Below are 18,572 nucleotides of genomic sequence, written 5' to 3'. Positions count from 1 at the left end.
CGACCCCGGCGCGGCACCGATCGATGCGCACGCTCGTCGCGCTGCTCGCCGTGCTCGCGATCGGCGCGTCGAGCGGGGGCCGGGCGCGCGCCTACGAGCGCGCGACGGTCACCGGGGATCCGACGACGCCGCTCGCGTGGCCGCGTCGTGAGCTCGGCGTCCGGATCGCCAGCGACACGTCGCGCGACCTCGCGGCGGTCGACGTGAGCGACGCGATCCGTCGCTCGCTCACGACCTGGACCCGCGCGGGTGGGTGCACCGACGTCGCGCTGCTCGACCTCGGCGCGCCGGCGGACCTCCGCACGAACCTCCTCGGCGGCTCGCCCGACGGAGAGAACCGCGTCGTGTTCCGCGAGGACGGCTGGCCGCCCGACCTCGGCCCCGAGACCCTCGCGATCACCACGCTCGTCTACCGCCGCAGCACCGGCGAGATCCTCGACGCGGACATCGACCTGAACGCGCTCGATCACGCGTGGTCGGTCTCGGCGACCCCGCCGCTCGAGGCGACCGACCTCGAGAACACGATCACCCACGAGCTCGGGCACCTCCTCGGCTTCGCGCACGTGAGCGATCCCGACGCGACGATGTTCGCGTCGAGCGACGTCGGGGACGTCGTGAAGCGAGACCTCGCGGCCGACGACGTGACCGGGGTGTGCGAGGTCTATCCGGCGGCCCGACGCACGCCGGGCGGAGTGGGCCCGCGCCCGCCGCTCACCAGCGGCTGCGCGATCTCGAGCGGCCGGGGAGCGGGCGTGATCCCAGCCCTGCTCGCGGCGCTGGCGCTCATCGGGTCGTCGGTCCGGCGCCGCCGACGATCGTGACCAGCGCCTCGAGCAGCTCGCGCGGGCGGAACGGCTTGCGGAGCCAGCGCGCGCCGAGCGGGACCGTCCATCCGAGCTCGTCGGGGGTCGCGGCGGAGAGGAACGCGAACACTCCGTCCGCGCCGTGGACCCGATGGCGTGCCGCCGCGACGAGCTCGAGGCCGGTGAGCGCGGGCATCATCGCATCGACGATGATCACGTCGAACGCCTGGTGATCGAGCAGCACGAGCGCCGCGTCGGGGTCCTCGATGACGCGCGCCTCGGCGCCGCCCATCGTGACCAGCGTGAGCTCGAGGAGGCGGCGGGTCGGCGCGTCGTCGTCGAGCGCGAGCACCTTGCGGCCGGCGAGCGGCCGCGTGGTCGGTGCGGCGATCGGCGGGGCGGCCGGCTGCGCGGGGCGTGACTCGTTCGCGATGCGCCGGATGGACGCGACGAGCGCGAGCGTCCTCGCGACGATGCGCGCCGCGTCGTCCTCGCGCGCGGCGAGCAGCTCGACCTCGCCCGCCTCGGTGCTCAGCGCGTCGTGCCCGTGCGAGCCCGCGGTCCCGCGCAGTCGATGCGCCGCACGCCGGATGTCCTCGCAGGCGCGCGAGTCCCCCGAGGCGAGCCGATCCGCGGCCGCGCGCAGCTCCGCGGCCCGCGCCGGGAGGCCGTCCTCCATGCGCGCGCGCAGCTTCGCGAGCCTCTCCTCCAGTGAAGGTCGGCCATCGCTCACGGGTCCATCTTGCCAGGAGTCCAGCGCTGCGGGCACGCTCGACCGCGCTTCATGCCCGGCGCGCACGGCTCCGACTCCGACGACCCCGAGCTGCTGCCGACGCAGCCGCGCCGGGCGCCTGACGCAGCGGTCGAGACCGTGCCCCCGCCGCGCGCGGGAACGTGGGACGGGGTGCCCGGGCCGGGCGAGCTCGTGGCGGACACCTACCGCATCACGCGCGTGCTCGGGGAGGGCGCGATGGGCGTGGTGATGCTCGCGAGAGACGAGCGCCTCGAGCGCGACGTCGCGATCAAGCTGATCCATCCCGACTACGTCGCGAGCGCCGACGCGCACGCGCGCTTCGTCGGCGAGGCGCGCACGATGGCGCGGGTCCGGCACGAGAACGTCGTCGAGATCTACACGTTCGGCGAGCACCGCGCGCCGGGCGGGCAGCGCGCGCCGTACTTCGTGATGGAGTACGTGCCGGGCATCACGCTGGACGCGCGGCGGCGCGCCCAGGGCGTGCTCTCGATCGACGAGGTGATCGGGGTGCTCGAGCAGGTGTGCCGCGGGCTCGGCGCGATCCATCGGGCGGGCGCGGTCCATCGCGATCTGAAGCCGACGAACGTGCTGATCGGTCCGGCGTTCCGGGTCGCGGTGGCGGACCTCGGGCTCGCGCGGGTGCTCGACCGTCCCCGCGACGCCGATCGCGACACCGTCTCCGGCACGCCCGCGTACATGTCGCCCGAGATGGTGCGCGGCGACGTCGTGCCCGCGGGGATGCACCATCGCGCCGACGTGTACTCGCTCGCGGTGATGGCGTTCGAGCTGCTCACCGGGCGGCTGCCGTTCGAGACCGACGACGCGGTCGAGATGATGACGCGGCACGCGACCGAGGCGCCCCCGCTCGCGAGCGAGCTGCGGCCCGAGCTGCCGCGCGCGTTCGACGAGGTGCTGCTGCGCGGGATGGAGAAGGACCCGGCGCGACGCACCGCGAGCGCCGAGGCGTTCCGCCGCGAGCTGCTCGAGGCGCGCACTCCGTCTCCTCCCGCTCGCCGCACGGCGAGCGACGGCGCGACCCAGCACCCGGGCGCGCTGCGGCTCTTGGTCGCGGACGACGACGAGGACTTCGCGGCGCTGGTGCGCGAGACGCTCGACTGGGCGTTCCCGGGCGCCGAGATCGTGGTGGCGCGCGACGGAGAGCAGGCGCTGCGCGAGCTCGATCGCCGCCCCGCGGTGCTCGCGGTGCTCGACCTCGACATGCCGGGCCTCAACGGCATCGAGCTGACCGCGGCGATCCGTGCGACCCCGAGGTCGGAGCGCATGCCGATCCTGGTGGTGACCGCGACCGGCGGTGCGCCCGACTGGCGCCTCCTCGCGTCGCTCGGCGCCGACGGGTTCCTGGTGAAGCCGATCGACCCGATGGCGCTGGTCGCGCTCGCGCGCCGAACGCTGGCCCGTTAGCGGGCGCGGCGGATCGCGGGCTTCGCCATCGCGAGCATCGGCGTGCTCGCGAGGTGGGTGATCGCGATCGCCAGCGCGTCGGCGGCGTCGGCGGGCGGGACCGTGGCGAGACCGAGCGTCGCCGCGACCACGCGTCCGACCTGCACCTTCTCCGCGGCGCCGCGGCCCGCGACCGTGCGCTTCACCAGTGCGGGCGGCCACTCGCTCACCGGCTTCTCGGCGCGCGCCGCGGCGAGCAGCACCACGCCGCGCACGTGGCCGAGCTTGATCGCCGCCGACGCGAAGCGCGCGAAGAACACGTCCTCGACCGCGACCACGTCGGGCGCGTGATCTTCGATCATCAGCTCGACCTGCTCGAACGCGCGCGCCAGGCGGTCGCGCAGCTCGGTCTTGGGATCGAGCGAGACCACGCCCGCGGCGACCCCGCGCAGCTTGGCGCCGCGTCGCTCGACCACGCCCCAGCCGAGCTTCCGTGTGCCGGGATCGATGCCGAGGACGCGCACGGCCGCAACGTACGGCGCGGCACCGCGCACGAGCAACCTCGATTGACGCTCGGGCGCGCGGTCGGCGAAGGTCGCCCCCGATGAAGCTGCCGCCGCCTCCACGCATCTCGGGTCGCGCGCTCCGCGCGCTGGTGCGCTCGACCGACGCCGATCCCGTCCGCCACGTCGTCGCCGCGCTCATGCGTCGCGACCTGAAGATCGACGGTCTACGCGCACTACCCGCGAGCGTGCGCGGTCCGATGCCGCTCCACGCGCGTCCGGTCCAGGCGCGCCTCCCGCCGAAGCGCGCGAGCCAGGATCTCCCGCTGCCCGCGATCGATCGCGACCACGTCCCGACCGCGGCGCACTTCGCCGCGCTCTATCGCAGCGGAGCGCTCGATCCGGTCGAGCTCACGCGTCGCTGCTTCGATGCCTCGCGCGCGCTCGCGTCGCGCACGCCGGTGATGGATCCGTTCCTCTACCGCGACGAGGCGCGCGCGCTGCGCGACGCCGAGGCGTCGGCGAAGCGGTGGCGCGCCGGCAAGCCGCTCGGCCCGCTCGACGGAGTGCCGGTGCCGGTGAAGGAGGAGGTCGATCTCGACGGGCAGGGCGCGCGGCTCGGCCTCGCGCGTCCCGCGCGCACCGACACCGTCGACGCGACCGCGGTCGCGCGCCTCCGTGCCGCGGGCGCGATCGTGCTCGGACAGACCGTGATGACCGAGTACGGCATGACGCCGCTCGGCGTGAGCGCGACGCGCGTGCTGCCGCGCAACCCTCACGACGTGCGCCACGCGGCGGGCGGCAGCTCCACCGGCTCGGCGGTCGCGGTGGCGCTGGGTCTCGCGCCGGTCGCGCTCGGCAGCGACGGGGGCGGATCGATCCGCACGCCCGCGTCGTTCAATGGCATCTGGGGCATCAAGCCGACGTTCGGTCGCATCTCGCGGCACGGCGACGGCTTCGGCGGGACGGTCGCGCACGTCGGACCGATCGGCGCGTCGACGCTCGACCTCGCGCACTTCCTCCAGGCGACGAGCGGCGAAGATCCCGAGGACGTGCTCACCCACGGCAACCCCGGGTTCGTGCCGGGCTTCCTCGAGGGCGCGATGAAGCGCGGGGTGCGCGGTCTTCGCATCGGCGTGATCGACGGCGAGATCGAGGACGCGCACCCCGAGGTCGCGAAGGCGTGTCGCGACGCGCTCGCCGCGCTCGAGCGCGAGGGCGCGCAGATCGTCCCGGTGCGCCTCCCGCTCGCGCGCTGGGCGACGGCGATCGGCTATCTCACGATCGGCCTCGAGACCCTCGCGGCGATGGTCGAGGAGCGACGCTCGTCGTGGAGCGAGCTGGGGCCCGATCTGCAGCTCCTGCTGCGCGTGATGGGCACGTTCGCGGCCGACGACTACCTCGATGCGCAGCAGCTCCGCGCCGGTCTGCGCCGCGACACCGCCGCGCTGCTGCGCGAGGTCGACGTGCTCGCGATGCCGACCTGCGCGCGCACCGCGCCGGCAGCGAGCGACACCGACGTGCTCGAGAGCATGGCCGACACGATCGAGCTCGACGCCGCGTGTCGCTACATCTTCCTCGGCAACCTCACCGGCCTGCCCGCCGCGAGCGCGCCGGTGGGACGCGACGCGCGCGGGATGCCGATCGGCCTGCAGATCCTCGGCGACGCGTGGGACGAGGCGACGGTGCTGCAGGTGTGCGCGCACCTCGAGCGCACCGGCATCGCGTCGGTGCCGCGCCCCGAGGTGCGCGCCGACGTGCTGCGTGCGAAGGCATGAGATGGCGACGATCTCGCCGCTCGTCCGCATCAGCCGCGAGCTCGGCAAGAAGGTCTCGCGGCTCTCGTTCGGCGATCCCGTGGCGTACGTCTACAACCCGCTCGAGTACGCGCGCGCGCCGCACGAGGCCTACCTCGAGCGCTACGGCGCCAAGACGCCGCGCGAGGTGCTGATGCTCGGGATGAACCCGGGCCCGTTCGGGATGGCGCAGACCGGCGTGCCCTTCGGCGACGTGACGATGGTGCGCGACTTCCTCGGCATCACCGGCGAGGTGTCGCGCCCCAAGAAGCAGCACCCGCAGCGCCTGGTGCAGGGCTTCGCGTGCCCGCGCAGCGAGGTGAGCGGCACGCGCTTCTGGGGCTTCGCGCGCGATCGCTTCGGCACCGCGGAGCGCTTCTTCGATCGCTTCTTCGTGTGGAACTGGTGCCCGCTCGTCTTCATGGAGGCGTCGAGCCGCAACCTCACGCCCGACAAGCTGCGCGCGAGCGAGCGCGAGCCGCTCTTCGCGGCGTGCGACCAGGCGCTGGGCCGCATCGTCGAGACGTTGCGGCCGCGCTTCGTGGTCGGCGTCGGTGGGTTCGCGGAGCAGCGCGCGCACCGCACGCTCGGAGAGGGGACTCCGATCACGATCGGCTGCATCCTGCACCCGAGCCCCGCGAGCCCCGCGGCGAACAAGGACTGGGCGGGCAACGTGGACCGCCAGCTGCGCGAGCTCGGCATCGAGCTCGAGGGAGCGAACGCATGACGCTCGACGTGCCGCCCGATCAGAAGGCGCAGGTCTGCGCGGTGATGACGCACGGCATGCAGGCCCGCATCCCGCACAACCGCGCGCTCGGCCTCGAGGTGATCGACTACGCGGCGAGCGAGGTGTGGATGCGCCTGCCCTACGACGCGAAGCTCGTCGGCAACCCTGCGACGGGCGTGCTGCACGGCGGTGCGATCTCGTCGCTGATGGACGCGGCGTGCGGCTTCGCGACGATGATCGCGCTCGGAGGTCCCTCGCCGATCGCGACCCTCGACCTGCGCATCGACTATCTCAAGCCCGCCATCCCGGGTGGCGACGTCATCGCCCACGCACACTGCTTCAAGATCACGCGCCACGTCTGCTTCGTGCGCGGCACCGCGTACGTGCACGACGCGAACGATCCGATCGCGTCGGTCGCCGCGACGTTCGCGCGCAAGGCGCGCAAGCCCAAGAAGGACGGATCGCCGTGACCGCGACGCTGTCTCCGGCTGCGCTCGAAGGCCTGCTCCAGCGCGCGCGTGAAGCGCGTGATCCGAGCCTGCTCGTCGCGGCGATCCCGTACGCGCAGTTCCTCGGCCTCGAGATCGAGCTCGAGGGCGACGGAGTGCGCGGTCGTCTGCGTTACGACGAGTCGCTCATCGGCGATGCGACGATCCCGGCGCTGCACGGCGGGACGATCGCGGCGCTGCTCGAGTCGACCGCGATCCTCGACGTGCTCTGGCGCGAGGAGGACGAGATCGTCCTGCCGCGCACCATCACGTTCACGATCGACTACCTGCGCTCGGGGCGCCCCGTCGACACGCTCTGCCGCGCGTCGATCGTTCGCCAGGGCAAGCGCGTCGTCGTGGTCTCGGTGAGCGCGTTCCAGGAAGCCGACGAGTCGCGCCCCATCGCGACCGCGGTGGTGCACCTGCTCGTCGCGCGCGACACCAGCGACGCCGACTGATCACGGCGCGGGCCGCACGTCGACCACGCGCCACTCCTCGCCCTCGCGCGCGAGCTCGATCTCGATCCCTCCCGGCGTGCGCACGAACGCCCGCTCGCCGTCGACGGTCACCCGCAGCGCGTCTTCGTCGTCCGTCTGCTCGAGCACGCGCGCGACCTCGGCCTCCCAGGCCGCGCGCGTCCGCTGTGCGAGCACTTCCTCGATGCCGCGCAGATCACGGCGCGCGAGCGCGCTGCGCAGCGCGATCACCGCGTCGCGCGGCTCGACCAGCGCGGGCACCCCGAGCACGCCGCCCTCGATGCGCCACCCACCGTCGGAGTCGCGCGCGAGCACGACGGTCTCGCCGTTCGCGAGCGCGATGCGCGCATGGGCGCGCGTCGCCTCGGCCGGTGCGCTCGCGAGCGCGCGCCCGACCTCCGCGAGCTCCCCGCGCGCGTCCTCGAAGCGCGCCCGCTGCGCGCCGACGTCGCGATCCCGATGCGCGGTCTCGAGCTCCATCGCGTACGAGCCGGCCGCGTCTCCGCGCGCGAGGGCCTCCGCATACGCGCGCACCGCGGGCTCGGGTGGATCGATCGCCGTCGCCGTCGCACCGCCGCACCCGACGAGCGCGAGGATGGGTACGAGGACGAGGGGGAAGGGCCGCACGCGCGCGCATCGTAGCGCGGTGCGGACCGTGCGAAGTCATGCCGGTTCACGCGCCCCGGTGTGAACACGCGTCCACTCATTCGCGCGTCCGGCGCCCCGAGATCTCGCGGATCATCGGCGATCCGCGACGGCGACACGTTGGCGCGCTTCTTGGTAAAACGACCGTCAGCCCGTCGCGGTGCGACCGCGCGGGGGAGGTGCCACGTGGCGAGGACCCGTTCCGCGATCTTGCTCGGCTTGGCGGCAGCCGCGACGTTCGCGCTCCTGGGCGGATGTTCCCAGGAAGACTACTACTGCGACGAGACCGGCTGTTACTACTGCGACGGCCTCGGCTGTCGCGACGTCGATCCGCCGGACCGCGGCGACTGCGGGTGCAACGCCGACTGCGCGTCGGGCTCCTCGTGCACCTCGCTCGGCTGCACCGAGACCTGCGAAGAGTCCGCCGACTGCGCGCGCGGCACCGTGTGCGAGGGCGGGTTCTGCGTGGGCCCGACCGAGACCGGCCCGACCGCGTCGATCGAGTGCACCTGCACGGTGAACTCGGACTGCGATCGCTTCGAGGGCGAGGGCGAAGACCTCGTGTGCATCGACGGCTCGTGCGTCCCGACGACGACGCCGACCTGCGACGAGACGCGCCCCTGCTCGGCGGGTCGCGTGTGCGTCGACGGCGAGTGCCGCGCGCCCGACGACGTCTGCCGCTTCTCGTCGGAGTGCGGTCCGGGTCGCATCTGCGTCGACCAGCACTGCACGATCGGATGCGACGCGACGACGCCGTGCCCGACCGGCGCGGTGTGCGAGGACGGCTTCTGCGTCGAGCAGCCCGGCAACGACGACTGCACGACGACCGCGGAGTGCCCCTCGGGCGACGTGTGCATCGACGGTCGCTGCTGGGACGCGTGCACCAGCGACGAGCAGTGCGGTGAGGGTCGCTATTGCGGTCCCGATGGCCGATGCCGCGTCGACGATCGCCCGCGCCCGATCTGCTCGCGCGACGCCGACTGCGCCGAGGGCGCGGTGTGCCGCGACGGCGTGTGCCGCTCGCCCTGCGAGGACGCGACCGACTGCCGCCGCTTCGACGAGCAGCTGACCTTCTGCATCGAGCTGCTCTGTTACACGACGAACGAGGCGACCAGCGACTGCTCGGCGGCCTCGGAGTGCGACGCGGGGCAGAGCTGCGTCGACGGCATCTGCCGCTGATTCCTTCGTTCGGTTCGTTCCGTTCCCTTCGTTCCCGTCCCGTTCCCTCCTAGACGGCCGCGGTCGATTCGCCATCGACCGCGGCCGTCGTCCTTTTCAGAGCATGAATCACTTGCGTTGATTCGTGCTCTTCCCTTTCTTGCCGGAGGGTCTGTCCGCCAGACCCTCCCTCCAGCCGAGTGAATCGGCCGGAGCCTCCCTCCCACCGATTCGCTCCGCTCTCATACCCGAAGCACGTCGCGCAGCTGGGCGAGCGCGGTGTCGATCTCGTCGTCGCCGAGATACGGAGCGGGCCCGAGGCGCAGCACGTCGCCGCGCGCATCCGTGAGCACGCCGCGCGCGCGCAACGCGCTCACCACGTCGTTCGCGTTCGCGACCCGCACCGCGACGAACCCACCGCGCGCGCTCGGCTCGCGCGGCGTCAGCACCTCGAGCCCGTCGAGCCCCGCGATGATGCGCTCGGTCTGCGCGATCGACGTCGCGCGCAGCCGAGCGAGCGTGAGCCCCTGCGCGTCGAAGAAGTCGATCACCGCGCGCGCGCGATAGTGGCTCGTGGGGTCGTAGGTCGACCCCGCGAAGCGATCCGCGCCGCGCGCGCCGTACCCGATCGCACCGCCGCTGCGCATCGCGGCGAGGTTCGCGAAGTCGCTGAACCAGCCGGTCGCGATCGGGCGCATCGCATTGCCGGGCGGCACGCGCAGCCAGCAATTGCCCTCGCCCCACTGCGCGTACTTGTACCCGCCCGCCGTGACGAAGATCGGATCGGGCCCGAGCTCGCCCACCGTGAAGGGCACCACGCCGAACGCGTGGTACGCGTCGATCAGCACCGCCGCGCCGGCGCGATGGGCGGCCTCGATCGCGACGTGCAGGTGCGGGACGATGCTCGACGTCTCGAAGAGCACGCTCGACGCCATCAGCGCCGCGGTCGTCGGACGCACCGCCGCCGCGAGCCGCGCCGAGAGCGTCGACACGGGCGCCCACGGCACCATCTCGACCTCGACGCCCGCCTCCGCGAGCCGCGCGAGCTGGCGATGCATCGAGTGGAACTCGCCGCTCGTGGTCACGACGTGCGGGCGCGCGCGCAGATCGAGCGCCGAGAGGAAACGCGTCACGAGCTCGTGCGTGCTCGCGCCGAGCGCGATGTCGTCGGCGCGCGCGCCGATCCGCGCCGCCACCGCGGCTCGCACGGACTCCGCCGCCTCGAAGGCGCGCTCCCACTTGTCGTCGACGAGCTCGGCGGCATCGTCGAACGCGCGTAGCTGCGCGTCGCGCGCGACGTCGGGCCACGCCTGGTGCGAGTGCCCGGTCAGCAGGATGCGACCCGGCCGGACGAAGTGGGTGTAGTGCGCGCGCAGCGCGAGAGGATCGATCGCAGTCACGTGCAAGGACTCTAGCGCACGGTCTGGTACCGTCGTGGTGCCCATGCCCAAGAAGAAGACCCGCTTCGTCGAGGCCGTGCCGAGCGAGTTCCTCGTTCCCTTCGATGGCAGCTTCCGCATCAAGGACACGCCGACCAAGCCGCCGAAGTCCAAGCGCGACGGCAACGGGAACGGTGACGCGCTCGTCGCGTCGATCGAGCGCATGCGCAAGCTGCAGGCGCGGCTCATGGCGGGCGATCGCCACTCGCTGCTGGTCATCTTCCAGGCGATGGACGCAGCGGGCAAGGACGGCACCGTGAAGGCGGTGATGACCGGCGTGAACCCCGCGGGCGTCGAGGTCACGTCGTTCAAGCAGCCGAGCGAGCTCGAGCTCGATCACGACTTCCTGTGGCGCGTGCAGCGCTCGCTGCCGGAGCGTGGTCGCATCGGCATCTTCAACCGCAGCCACTACGAGGAAGTGCTCGTGGTGCGCGTGCACCCCGAGTACCTCGATCGCCAGCGGCTGCCCGAGCTCCCCGGTGATCTCGAGACGCTCTGGGACGAGCGCTACGAGTCGATCCGCGCGTGGGAGCACCACCTCGCGCGCAATGGCACGACCATCGTGAAGTTCTTCCTCAACGTCTCGCGCGACGAGCAGAAGAAGCGCTTCCTCGATCGCGTGAACGATCCGGAGGCGAACTGGAAGTTCAGCTCCGCCGACATCCGCGAGCGCGCGCGCTGGAAGGACTACATGCGCGCGTACGAGGACGCGCTGAACGCGACCTCGCGCCCGTGCGCGCCGTGGTACGCGATCCCCGCCGACGACAAGAAGTTCATGCGCGCGACGGTCGCCGACATCATCGTGCGCACGCTCGAGGCGATCGATCCGCAGTACCCCGCGGCCACCGACGCCGAGCGCGAGAAGATGCAGGACGCGGTCGCCGAGCTCGCGAAGGAGTGATCACGTGGCGCGCGGGCGCGCCACGATCGCCGTGCCGATCGCGATCGAGGTCGCACCGGCGAGCGTCCATGCGGTCGGCGTCTCGCGGAAGAGCACGACCCCGAAGATCACTGCGAAGAGGATCTGCACGTAGCTCACCGCGGTCGCGCGCGCGGCGGGCTCGAGGTGCAGCGCTTCGGTCATCTTCACCTGACCGATCTGGGTGAACACGCCGACGCCGAGCAGCACGAGCCACTCGAACGGCGTCGGCCACTGCCACACCGGGATCACCAGCGGCAGCGTGAGCGGCACGGTGAGCATCGGGAACTGCAGCACGACGACGAGCGGATGCTCGGTCGCGCGCAGCTTGCGCACCACCACGTAGACCGACGCCGCGACGATCGCACCGAGCACCGCGACCGCGAGCGCGACCGGATCGAGCGCGCGCTCGTCTCCGCCGAAGAGGAACGTCGGGCGCGACACCAGCACCACGCCGCCGAGCCCGAGCGCGATGCCCGCGAGATCGCTGCGACGCAGCGGCTCGTGCAGGAAGATCGCCGCCGCGACCGCGACCATCAGCGGGTTCGTCAGCTGGATCACCGTCGCATCCGCGAGGGGCAGGCGCGTGACCGCGAAGTAGTAGCAGTGGAGCCCGACGAACCCGAGCAGCCCGCGCATCACGAGCCACTTGCGATCGTTGCCCCACGGCGAGATCCCCGCGCGCTTCACCGCCCACCACGAGAGCGCGAGCGTGACGATCCCGCGCACCATCGTGATCTGCACGCTCGAGAGGCGCTCCCCCGCGAGCTTCACGAGCGCGCTCATCACGCTGAACGCGAGCGCGCTGAGGATCATCGCGCGGATGCCGGGGCTGAGGAACTGCTTCACGAGAAGGATCGTCCGCGCCGCCCGCCCCGCGACGTGCACGGACTCTGGGCCGCAGCGACCTTCTCGTCGAGCGATCGATCCGCTACGGGCACCACGGACGCGCGACGACGACGCCCGCGGGCCCGCCGAGCACGAGCCCGACGTCGCTCTCGCTCGCCGACCAGATCGGCGCAGGGCTCGCGAGCGGGTACGCGATGCGCTGCGAGAGCGCATCGGCGCGCAGCGCGATCACGACCGGGCCCGCCTCCTCGGGCGTGCCCGACGGGTGCTGCGCGTACACGACGCGGCCGTCGAAGCGCAGCAGCTGCATCGGCGTGAGCATGCTGAGGCGCGACGTCCGCGGGGTCGTCCAGCTCGTGCGGCTCAGCTCGATCAGCGTGTCGCCGCGATGCTCGATCGTGACGAAGACCACGTCGTCGACGAGCGCATCGCTCCCGGTGCCGGCAGGGTCCGCGTGCCACCCCATCACCACCGCGCGATCACCGTGCACCGCGATGTCGTGCACCTCGATGTCGAGCCGCAGCGGAGCGAGCGTGCGGCCTTCGTCCAGCACGACCCAGTGGAGGTCTGCGGTCCCGACGGTCGCGGTGGTCGCGAACGCGATCGCGTCGTCGTCGTGGGCGCGCGCGACGACCTCGATGCGATCGCCCGCCGGCGAGACGATCTCGTGCAGGAGCTGCGGCTCGATCGGCCCCGAGATCAGCTGCTCGGCGGCCCAGCGACGCAACCGCACGCGCGATCCGGTCGCGTCGCGCTCGAGCGCGTAGAGGTGCCGGTACGTCGCGTGGAGATCGCTCGCGTCACCGAGCGAGCGTGTCGCGTGATCGGTCGGGCGCTGCGCCGCGTCGAACGAGCGCACCACGACGTCCACCTGCGCGAGCTGCTCCGTCCCGAGCGCACGCGGTCGATGCCGCGCCGCCGTCGGCCACCAGCCGCGCGCGCCGTAGAGCCCGATCTCGCCCGCATCCGGCACTTCGATCGTCACCCACGGCCCCGCCGGCAGCTCGCCACCCGCGATCGTGCGCGGCGCCGCGGGATCGCTCGCGTCGATCGCGATCGCGCTGTGATCGTCGCGCAGGAAGATCGTCGTGCCCGAGGCGCGCAGCCAGCCCGGCCAGAAGCGGCGCGGGTCGCGGATCTCGTCGAGGAAGGGCGGTGTCGTGCCCAGCCGGAAGAGCCGCTGGCCCTCGAGCAGCGCGTCGTCGTGGCTCGCCCAGCGCGTGGCCTCCGCGGCGGTCGCGGCATCGAGCTGTGCGAGGGGCTCCGTCGACACGACGGTCAGCGGATCGGGCGCGCCGGGATCGACGTCGTAGAACGTCATCGTGCGCTGGGTGATGCCCGCGGTGCGCACGTCGCTGATCACCTCGAAGCCACGGCGCGTGAAGCGCGCGGCGAACACGCGCCCGGTCACGCGCGCGACCTCGACCGTGTCGGCCTCCCGCAGCAGCAGCGCGCGGTCCGACGTCGCCAGCGTGATGAATCCACCCCCGACGTGCACCGCGCGCGACGCGACACCGAGCGAGCCCTCGACCGCGCCGGTCGGCGAGACGATCAGCGTGTCGGTGCCGGTCGAGACGTAGGCGCGCGCCCGATCGCTCGAGGCCGCGAGCGCGTGGCAGCCGCCGGGGATCGTGATCGTGCCGCGCGGCACCAGCACCGCGCGGTCGCGCGCGTCGTAGACACGCAGCTCGCGCGGCGTGCCGAAGAGGTTCTCCGACGTGCACACGAGCAGGCTCGTCCCGATCGCCGCGAAGTGGCTGGCCGACAGGATGCCGTCGAGGTGGAGCTCTCCACGCGCGACGAGGCGATCGCCGGTGAGCTCGAGCAGGCCCGCGTGCTGTCCCGTCGTGTACGCGACGAGCTCCGCGCCGAGCCAGAACGCCGCGCGGATCCCCGGCTGCGCGAGGTGCAGCTCGTCGAGCGGATCGAGCCGATCGCCGGTGCCGCGCGTGAGGAGCACGTCGGTGCCCGATGGCGCCGGCTGGAAGAAGACGAAGCGATCGTCGCCCACGCCGAGCGCCGTTCCGCGGAACGCCGGGGACGACACCGAGACGAGCTCCGCGGGCCCGGTCGATCTGCCGCCGCCCCGACAACGTCCCGCTGCGCAGCGATCGCCCAGTGTGCACGCGTCGCCGTCGTCGCAGAGCGTTCCGTCGGGCGCGGCGCGCGAGACGCACACGCCCCCGGAGCGCCCGTCGACCGTGCAAGGGTCGAGATCGTCGCACTCGATCGAGACGACGAGACCGGCGTCGCGTCCCGCGTCGACGACCTCGACGCGTGCGTCGAGTGGGATCGACGCGTCGGCCAACGGCAGCGCGCCGGCGTCGTCCCCGATCCCGCGCTCGTGCGCCAGCGAGCAGCCCACGAGCAGGAGAAGCCAAGCCCACCGAGCGACGAAGGCCATGCTCCTTGGTTGTCGGAGCGGGGGGTGAACCGTCACACGAAGCGACGGAACGACTGCGGGCGCGCCCCGGAGGAACGCGCCCGCGCTCGAACGATCATCCGACGCTCAGCGCGCCTGGTACAGGCTCAGTCCGCCGACGTACAGGAAGCCGACCATGAAGAGCACGAGGAACGGGATGCTCGCCCACGCGCCGATCACCACACCGAGCGCGATCGTCGCGACGAAGTAGAGGCCGAACCCGAACTCGAGCCACGAGAAGAGGTTCTTGCCCGCGCGGTACTTCGCCTTCGTCCAGCTCTCGGTCTTCTTCACGACGCCGTGCTTCGGCGTGCGGACGAACTCGCTCTCACCGCCGAAGAGACCCTCGACCACCGCGCGCGCGTTGTTGAGCGAGAGGCCGATGCCGAGCGCCATCATCAGCGGAAGACGGCGCACCGCCTCCCACAGGTTGCCGTAGAGCGCGCGGTGCGTCGTCAGGTAGAAGAGCACGATCGAGCCGCTGGTCAGCGCGAAGAGCGGCACGTCGAGCAGGAGCAGCTCGGGGCGCGCGATCTGCTGCCGCAGGATCATGTTCGGCAGCTGCAGCATCGCGAGGATGACGAGGAAGAGGTACGCGAAGTTGTTCGTGAGGTGGAAGATGCACTCGAGCTTGATCTTCCACGGCAGCTTCGCGCGGAGCACCACCGGGAGCAGCTTCTTCGCGGTCTGCGCCGAGCCCTTCGCCCAGCGGAACTGCTGCGACTTGAAGCTGTTCATCTCGCAGGGCACCTCGGCCGGCGCGAGCGCGTCGGGCACGTAGACGAAGCGCCATCCGCGCATCTGCGCGCGGAACGAGAGGTCCATGTCCTCGGTGAGCGTGTCGTGCTGCCAGCCGCCGGCGTCGACGATCGCAGCCTTGCGCCAGATGCCCGCGGTGCCGTTGAAGTTGAAGAAGCGGCCCGAGCGATTGCGCGCGATGTGCTCCACCACGAAGTGGCCGTCGAGCATCATCGACTGCACGCGCGTGAGCATCGAGTAGTCGCGGTTCAGGTGGCCCCAGCGCGCCTGCACCATGCCGACCGTCGGGTCGCTGAAGTGGTGGATCAGGTCCATCACGATCGACGTCGTCGGGACGAAGTCGGCGTCGAAGACGAGCAGGTAGTCGCCCTTCGCGACCTTCACGCCGGCCTCGAGCGCGCCCGCCTTGTAGCCGCTGCGATCGGTGCGGTGGAGATAGACCGCGTCGAAGCCGCGCTCGACGAGCTCCTCGACCTTCGCCTTCGCGATCTGGCGGGTCTCGTCGGTCGAGTCGTCGAGGACCTGGATCTCCAGCTTGTCCTTCGGGTAGTCGATGCCGGCGACGCTCTCGAGCAGTCGCTCCGCGACGTACATCTCGTTGAACATCGGGAGCTGCACCGTGACGACGGGGAGCTCCTTGAACTTCGAGGCCGGGCGTGGCGCCTGGTGGCGGTGCTTCCAGTACAGGAAGAGCAGCTGCCCGCGGTGGAACCCGTACACGGCGAGGACACCGAGCACGAGCATGTACAGAGCGATGACCGCGATTTCCACGCGGCCTGGGTACCACGTCGATTGTCACCGAATTGTACTCAATGGTCGTGCTCTGTCGCAGTGCGTCATGGAAAATCTCGAATGGTTCTGCGGTGTGTAGAGCGTCAAGACCGCATCGGGAGATTGTTTCGTGAGCGTGTATTTTTGGATGGATCCCGTACCCCGTGCTGGGATACGTTCCTGGAAGAACGTTGCATCTTGAGTGTCGCGCCGCGGGAGGGACCTGGTGCGATTCGGAGGGTGCGCCCGGGCCCTCGTGGCCGCGTCGATGATCGTCGGCGCGCCGACGGCGGTTCGCGCGCAGCGATCAGACGAAGTCGAGGCACCGCAGGGCGATACCGCGGCCTCCGTCGAGGGCGGATCGTCGGACGCGCCGGTCGAGGAGGCACCGCAGTCGGATGCGGGTGCGTCGGAGTCCGGTGGAGTGTCGGAGTCGGACGCCGTGTCGGACTCGAGCGCTGTGTCGGAGTCGGACGCAGTGTCGGACTCGGACGCAGTGTCGGACTCGAGCGCCGCGTCGGAGTCGAGCGCTGCGTCGGAGTCGAGCGCAGTGTCGGATCCCGATGCGCTCGCCATCGAGGACTTCGATCTCGAGTCGCTGCTCCTCGATCCGGTGGTGACGTCGAGCGGCGGCGAGGCGGAGGAGCGCGTCGTCGCGTCGGGCAACGTCGTCGTCATCCGTCGCGAGGACTTCACACGCAACGGATGGCGCACCGTCGCGGACGCGCTCGCTTCGCAAGCGGGCATCTACGTCGTCGACGATCTCGTCGTGCCCTCGGTCGGCGTGCGCGGCGTGACCGGTGGTCTGCGCGCCGGCACGCGCATCGTGCGCGTGATGATCAACGGCGTGCCCGTCGGGTTCCTCCCCGATCTCACCGCGTTCCTCGGCTCCGAGTTCATCCCGATCGAGCTGATCGAGCGCGTCGAGATCGTGCAGGGCCCGCTCTCCGCCGTGTACGGCGCGAACGCGTTCCTCGCGACGGTGAACGTCATCACGCGCGACGCGACGGGGCAGAGCACGACCGAGGCCGCGGGACGCTTCCTCCTCACGAGCGGCAATCCGGGCTTCGGTCTCTCGGCCGCGACGATCCAGGGCGGCGCCGACTGGGGCGTGGTGCTCGGCTTCTCCGCGGACTGGATCGATCGCAGCGGGCTGCGCATCACGCCGACGTTCGTCTCGCAGGACGCGACGCTCGAGCGCTATCGCTTCCTCTTCGCCGACCGCACCCAGGGCGACATGAGCACGCCGATGAGCGGCTTCGCGCAGGTGCACCTCGGCGGCATCCGCGGCGCGTACGGTCGCTTCACGCTGCAGGGCGGCGTGCAGCGGCTCGACTCGATGGGCGAGCTGCAGGTGAGCTCGGTGCTCTCGCATCGCAGCCGCGTCGCGATCGACAACTTCTGGATCGATCTGCGCCACGAGGCGGAGTGGTCCGAGCTCGTGTCGACGACGATCGACGTCGGGTACTCGACGGGCGCACCGACGCGCGACATGCGCCTCGCGCTCTCGCAGAACCACGACGCGACGTGGCGCCCGCAGTTCGGATACAACGCGTTCAACGCGAGCGCGGCGGTCGTCGTCTCGCCGCTCGGTCGTCAGCTCTCGTTCCGCATCGCCGCGGATCTGCTCGTCGATCTCGAGGACATCCTCTACTACCGGCAGACCTTCAGCGCGCCGGGCGCGGGCGGTGAGCCGCCGGCGACGATCGATCTGATCTCGCCGACGACCGATCGCGAGCAGACGATCACGGACTTCGGCGTCTCGCTCGGCGTCGCGAGCGTGCCGCTGCCGACCGAGCTCCCGGGGCTGCGGCTCACCGGCGATCTGCGCGTCGATCTCATCCGCTACGGACCGATCGAGTACCCGGCGCAGGTGAGCTGGCGCGCGGGCGTGATCTACCAGTGGTCGCCCGAGCTCACGACGAAGATCGTCGGTGGACAGGCGTTCCAGACTCCGTCGGGCGTGCTGATGTTCGCGCAGGGCGGCTTCGGCATCGCGAACAACGTCCTCGGCAACTTCGACGTGAACGTGCTCGGCGTGCCGCCGCTGCGGCCCCAGGTCGTCACCGGGGCCGAGGCGATCGCGAGCCTCGAGCTCTTCGAGCGTGCGCTCGCGATCGACGCCGGGCTCTACGTGCAGAGCGTCGCGGATCGCATCGTCTTCAACCAGCTCGCGACCGACTTCGTCGCGGTGAACGAGACGCAGGCGACCTCGATGGGCCTCTTGCTCAGCGCGCGCCTCAACATCGATCGACTGAGCGCGTGGACGAATTTCACCGGCGCCGTGCAGGTGCGCGAGGACGGGCTCGCGACGCGTCCGCCGCCGCAGTTCCCGTCGATCTTCGGCGCGTCGGGCTTCGACGTGACGATCTCGGAGATCCACCTGCGCGCGGGCGCGGGCGTGCGCTGGGCGGGAGAGCGCGGCGCGACGCAGAGCAACACGCTGCTCAACGACGGGCGCGCGTACACGCTCGATCCCTACGCGCTCGTCGATCTCACGCTGAGCACCGTCGGTCTGCGCTTCCTCGGTGAGAGCGAGACGCGCGTGGTCGTCGCGATCCGCAACCTGCTCGATACGCGTTACTCCGAGCCCTACTTCGCCGGGTACGACCTGCCGAGCCAGGGCCGGACGATGTGGATCGAGCTCCGGCAGGTCTTCTGA

16 protein-coding genes are annotated in these 18,572 nt (G+C 71.7%); 9 read left to right on the top strand and 7 right to left on the bottom strand.

Annotation, left to right across the window (positions count from 1 at the left end; all coding sequences use genetic code 11):
* Positions 1–23 precede the first annotated feature (23 nt).
* Positions 24–821 (top strand): matrixin family metalloprotease, encoded by a 798-nt coding sequence (locus I5071_RS22685; RefSeq protein WP_236514529.1) that lies wholly within the window; start codon positions 24–26, stop codon positions 819–821.
* Here the strand turns inward: I5071_RS22685 and I5071_RS22680 are convergent.
* The gene (locus I5071_RS22680; protein WP_236514528.1) at positions 784–1,536 is read right to left on the bottom strand and encodes a response regulator; all 753 of its coding nucleotides are present in this window, start codon (positions 1,534–1,536) and stop codon (positions 784–786) included. The two genes, I5071_RS22685 and I5071_RS22680, sit on opposite strands and share 38 nt — an antisense overlap.
* A 51-nt stretch (positions 1,537–1,587) precedes the next feature.
* Here I5071_RS22680 and I5071_RS22675 point away from each other — a divergent pair, with 51 nt between their 5' ends.
* Entirely contained in the window at positions 1,588–2,979 is a 1,392-nt protein-coding gene (locus I5071_RS22675) for a protein kinase domain-containing protein (RefSeq protein ID WP_236607611.1), read from the top strand.
* Here the strand turns inward: I5071_RS22675 and ruvC are convergent.
* Entirely contained in the window at positions 2,976–3,482 is a 507-nt protein-coding gene (gene ruvC, locus I5071_RS22670) for a crossover junction endodeoxyribonuclease RuvC (RefSeq protein ID WP_236607610.1), read from the bottom strand. The genes I5071_RS22675 and ruvC overlap by 4 nt on opposite strands.
* Before the next feature lie 80 nt (positions 3,483–3,562).
* Here ruvC and I5071_RS22665 point away from each other — a divergent pair, with 80 nt between their 5' ends.
* The 4 genes from I5071_RS22665 to I5071_RS22650 are packed head-to-tail and all read left to right on the top strand — an operon-like array spanning position 3,563 to position 6,930.
* Entirely contained in the window at positions 3,563–5,239 is a 1,677-nt protein-coding gene (locus I5071_RS22665; protein WP_236607609.1) for an amidase, read from the top strand.
* A 1-nt stretch (position 5,240) separates the two neighbouring features.
* Complete coding sequence (locus tag I5071_RS22660; RefSeq protein WP_236607608.1) at positions 5,241–5,984, top strand: uracil-DNA glycosylase family protein; 744 nt, start codon at positions 5,241–5,243, stop codon at positions 5,982–5,984.
* Positions 5,981–6,454, top strand: a complete 474-nt coding sequence (locus tag I5071_RS22655; protein ID WP_236607607.1) for a PaaI family thioesterase — start codon at positions 5,981–5,983, stop codon at positions 6,452–6,454. The genes I5071_RS22660 and I5071_RS22655 overlap by 4 nt, the downstream gene beginning before the upstream one ends.
* Complete coding sequence (locus tag I5071_RS22650) at positions 6,451–6,930, top strand: PaaI family thioesterase (RefSeq protein ID WP_236607606.1); 480 nt, start codon at positions 6,451–6,453, stop codon at positions 6,928–6,930. The genes I5071_RS22655 and I5071_RS22650 overlap by 4 nt, the downstream gene beginning before the upstream one ends.
* On the opposite strand, the gene I5071_RS22645 is transcribed toward I5071_RS22650, so the two are convergent.
* Positions 6,931–7,575, bottom strand: coding sequence for a hypothetical protein (locus tag I5071_RS22645; protein WP_236607605.1), 645 nt, complete (start codon positions 7,573–7,575; stop codon positions 6,931–6,933). It lies immediately after the preceding gene.
* A 204-nt stretch (positions 7,576–7,779) separates the two neighbouring features.
* On the opposite strand from I5071_RS22645, the gene I5071_RS22640 reads away from it, so the two are divergent.
* Positions 7,780–8,772: a DUF7107 domain-containing protein gene (locus I5071_RS22640; protein ID WP_236607604.1), complete on the top strand. Its 993-nt coding sequence runs from the start codon at positions 7,780–7,782 to the stop codon at positions 8,770–8,772.
* A gap of 221 nt (positions 8,773–8,993) precedes the next feature.
* Here I5071_RS22640 and I5071_RS22635 read toward each other — a convergent pair whose 3' ends face one another.
* Positions 8,994–10,151 carry an aminotransferase class V-fold PLP-dependent enzyme gene (locus I5071_RS22635; RefSeq protein WP_236607603.1) on the bottom strand — a complete coding sequence of 386 codons (1,158 nt, stop codon included), beginning with the start codon at positions 10,149–10,151 and terminating at the stop codon, positions 8,994–8,996.
* A gap of 43 nt (positions 10,152–10,194) precedes the next feature.
* On the opposite strand from I5071_RS22635, the gene I5071_RS22630 reads away from it, so the two are divergent.
* Complete coding sequence (locus I5071_RS22630; protein WP_236607602.1) at positions 10,195–11,091, top strand: PPK2 family polyphosphate kinase; 897 nt, start codon at positions 10,195–10,197, stop codon at positions 11,089–11,091.
* Here I5071_RS22630 and I5071_RS22625 read toward each other — a convergent pair whose 3' ends face one another.
* From I5071_RS22625 to I5071_RS22615, 3 genes are all read right to left on the bottom strand, one after another.
* On the bottom strand, positions 11,092–11,958 hold the full coding sequence (locus I5071_RS22625) for a DMT family transporter (RefSeq protein WP_236607601.1): 867 nt from the start codon (positions 11,956–11,958) through the stop codon (positions 11,092–11,094).
* Between the two features lie 82 nt (positions 11,959–12,040).
* Positions 12,041–14,362, bottom strand: coding sequence for a hypothetical protein (locus I5071_RS22620; RefSeq protein WP_236607600.1), 2,322 nt, complete (start codon positions 14,360–14,362; stop codon positions 12,041–12,043).
* A 105-nt stretch (positions 14,363–14,467) separates the two neighbouring features.
* Positions 14,468–15,910, bottom strand: coding sequence for a cellulose synthase family protein (locus tag I5071_RS22615; RefSeq protein ID WP_236607599.1), 1,443 nt, complete (start codon positions 15,908–15,910; stop codon positions 14,468–14,470).
* A 496-nt stretch (positions 15,911–16,406) separates the two neighbouring features.
* Between I5071_RS22615 and I5071_RS22610 the strand changes: the two genes are divergently transcribed.
* Positions 16,407–18,572 carry a TonB-dependent receptor plug domain-containing protein gene (locus I5071_RS22610; protein WP_236607598.1) on the top strand — a complete coding sequence of 722 codons (2,166 nt, stop codon included), beginning with the start codon at positions 16,407–16,409 and terminating at the stop codon, positions 18,570–18,572.

This window comes from Sandaracinus amylolyticus (assembly GCF_021631985.1).
Lineage (GTDB): Bacteria > Myxococcota_A > Polyangia > Polyangiales > Sandaracinaceae > Sandaracinus > Sandaracinus amylolyticus_A.
This window is presented reverse-complemented; position numbering and strand designations above follow the sequence as displayed.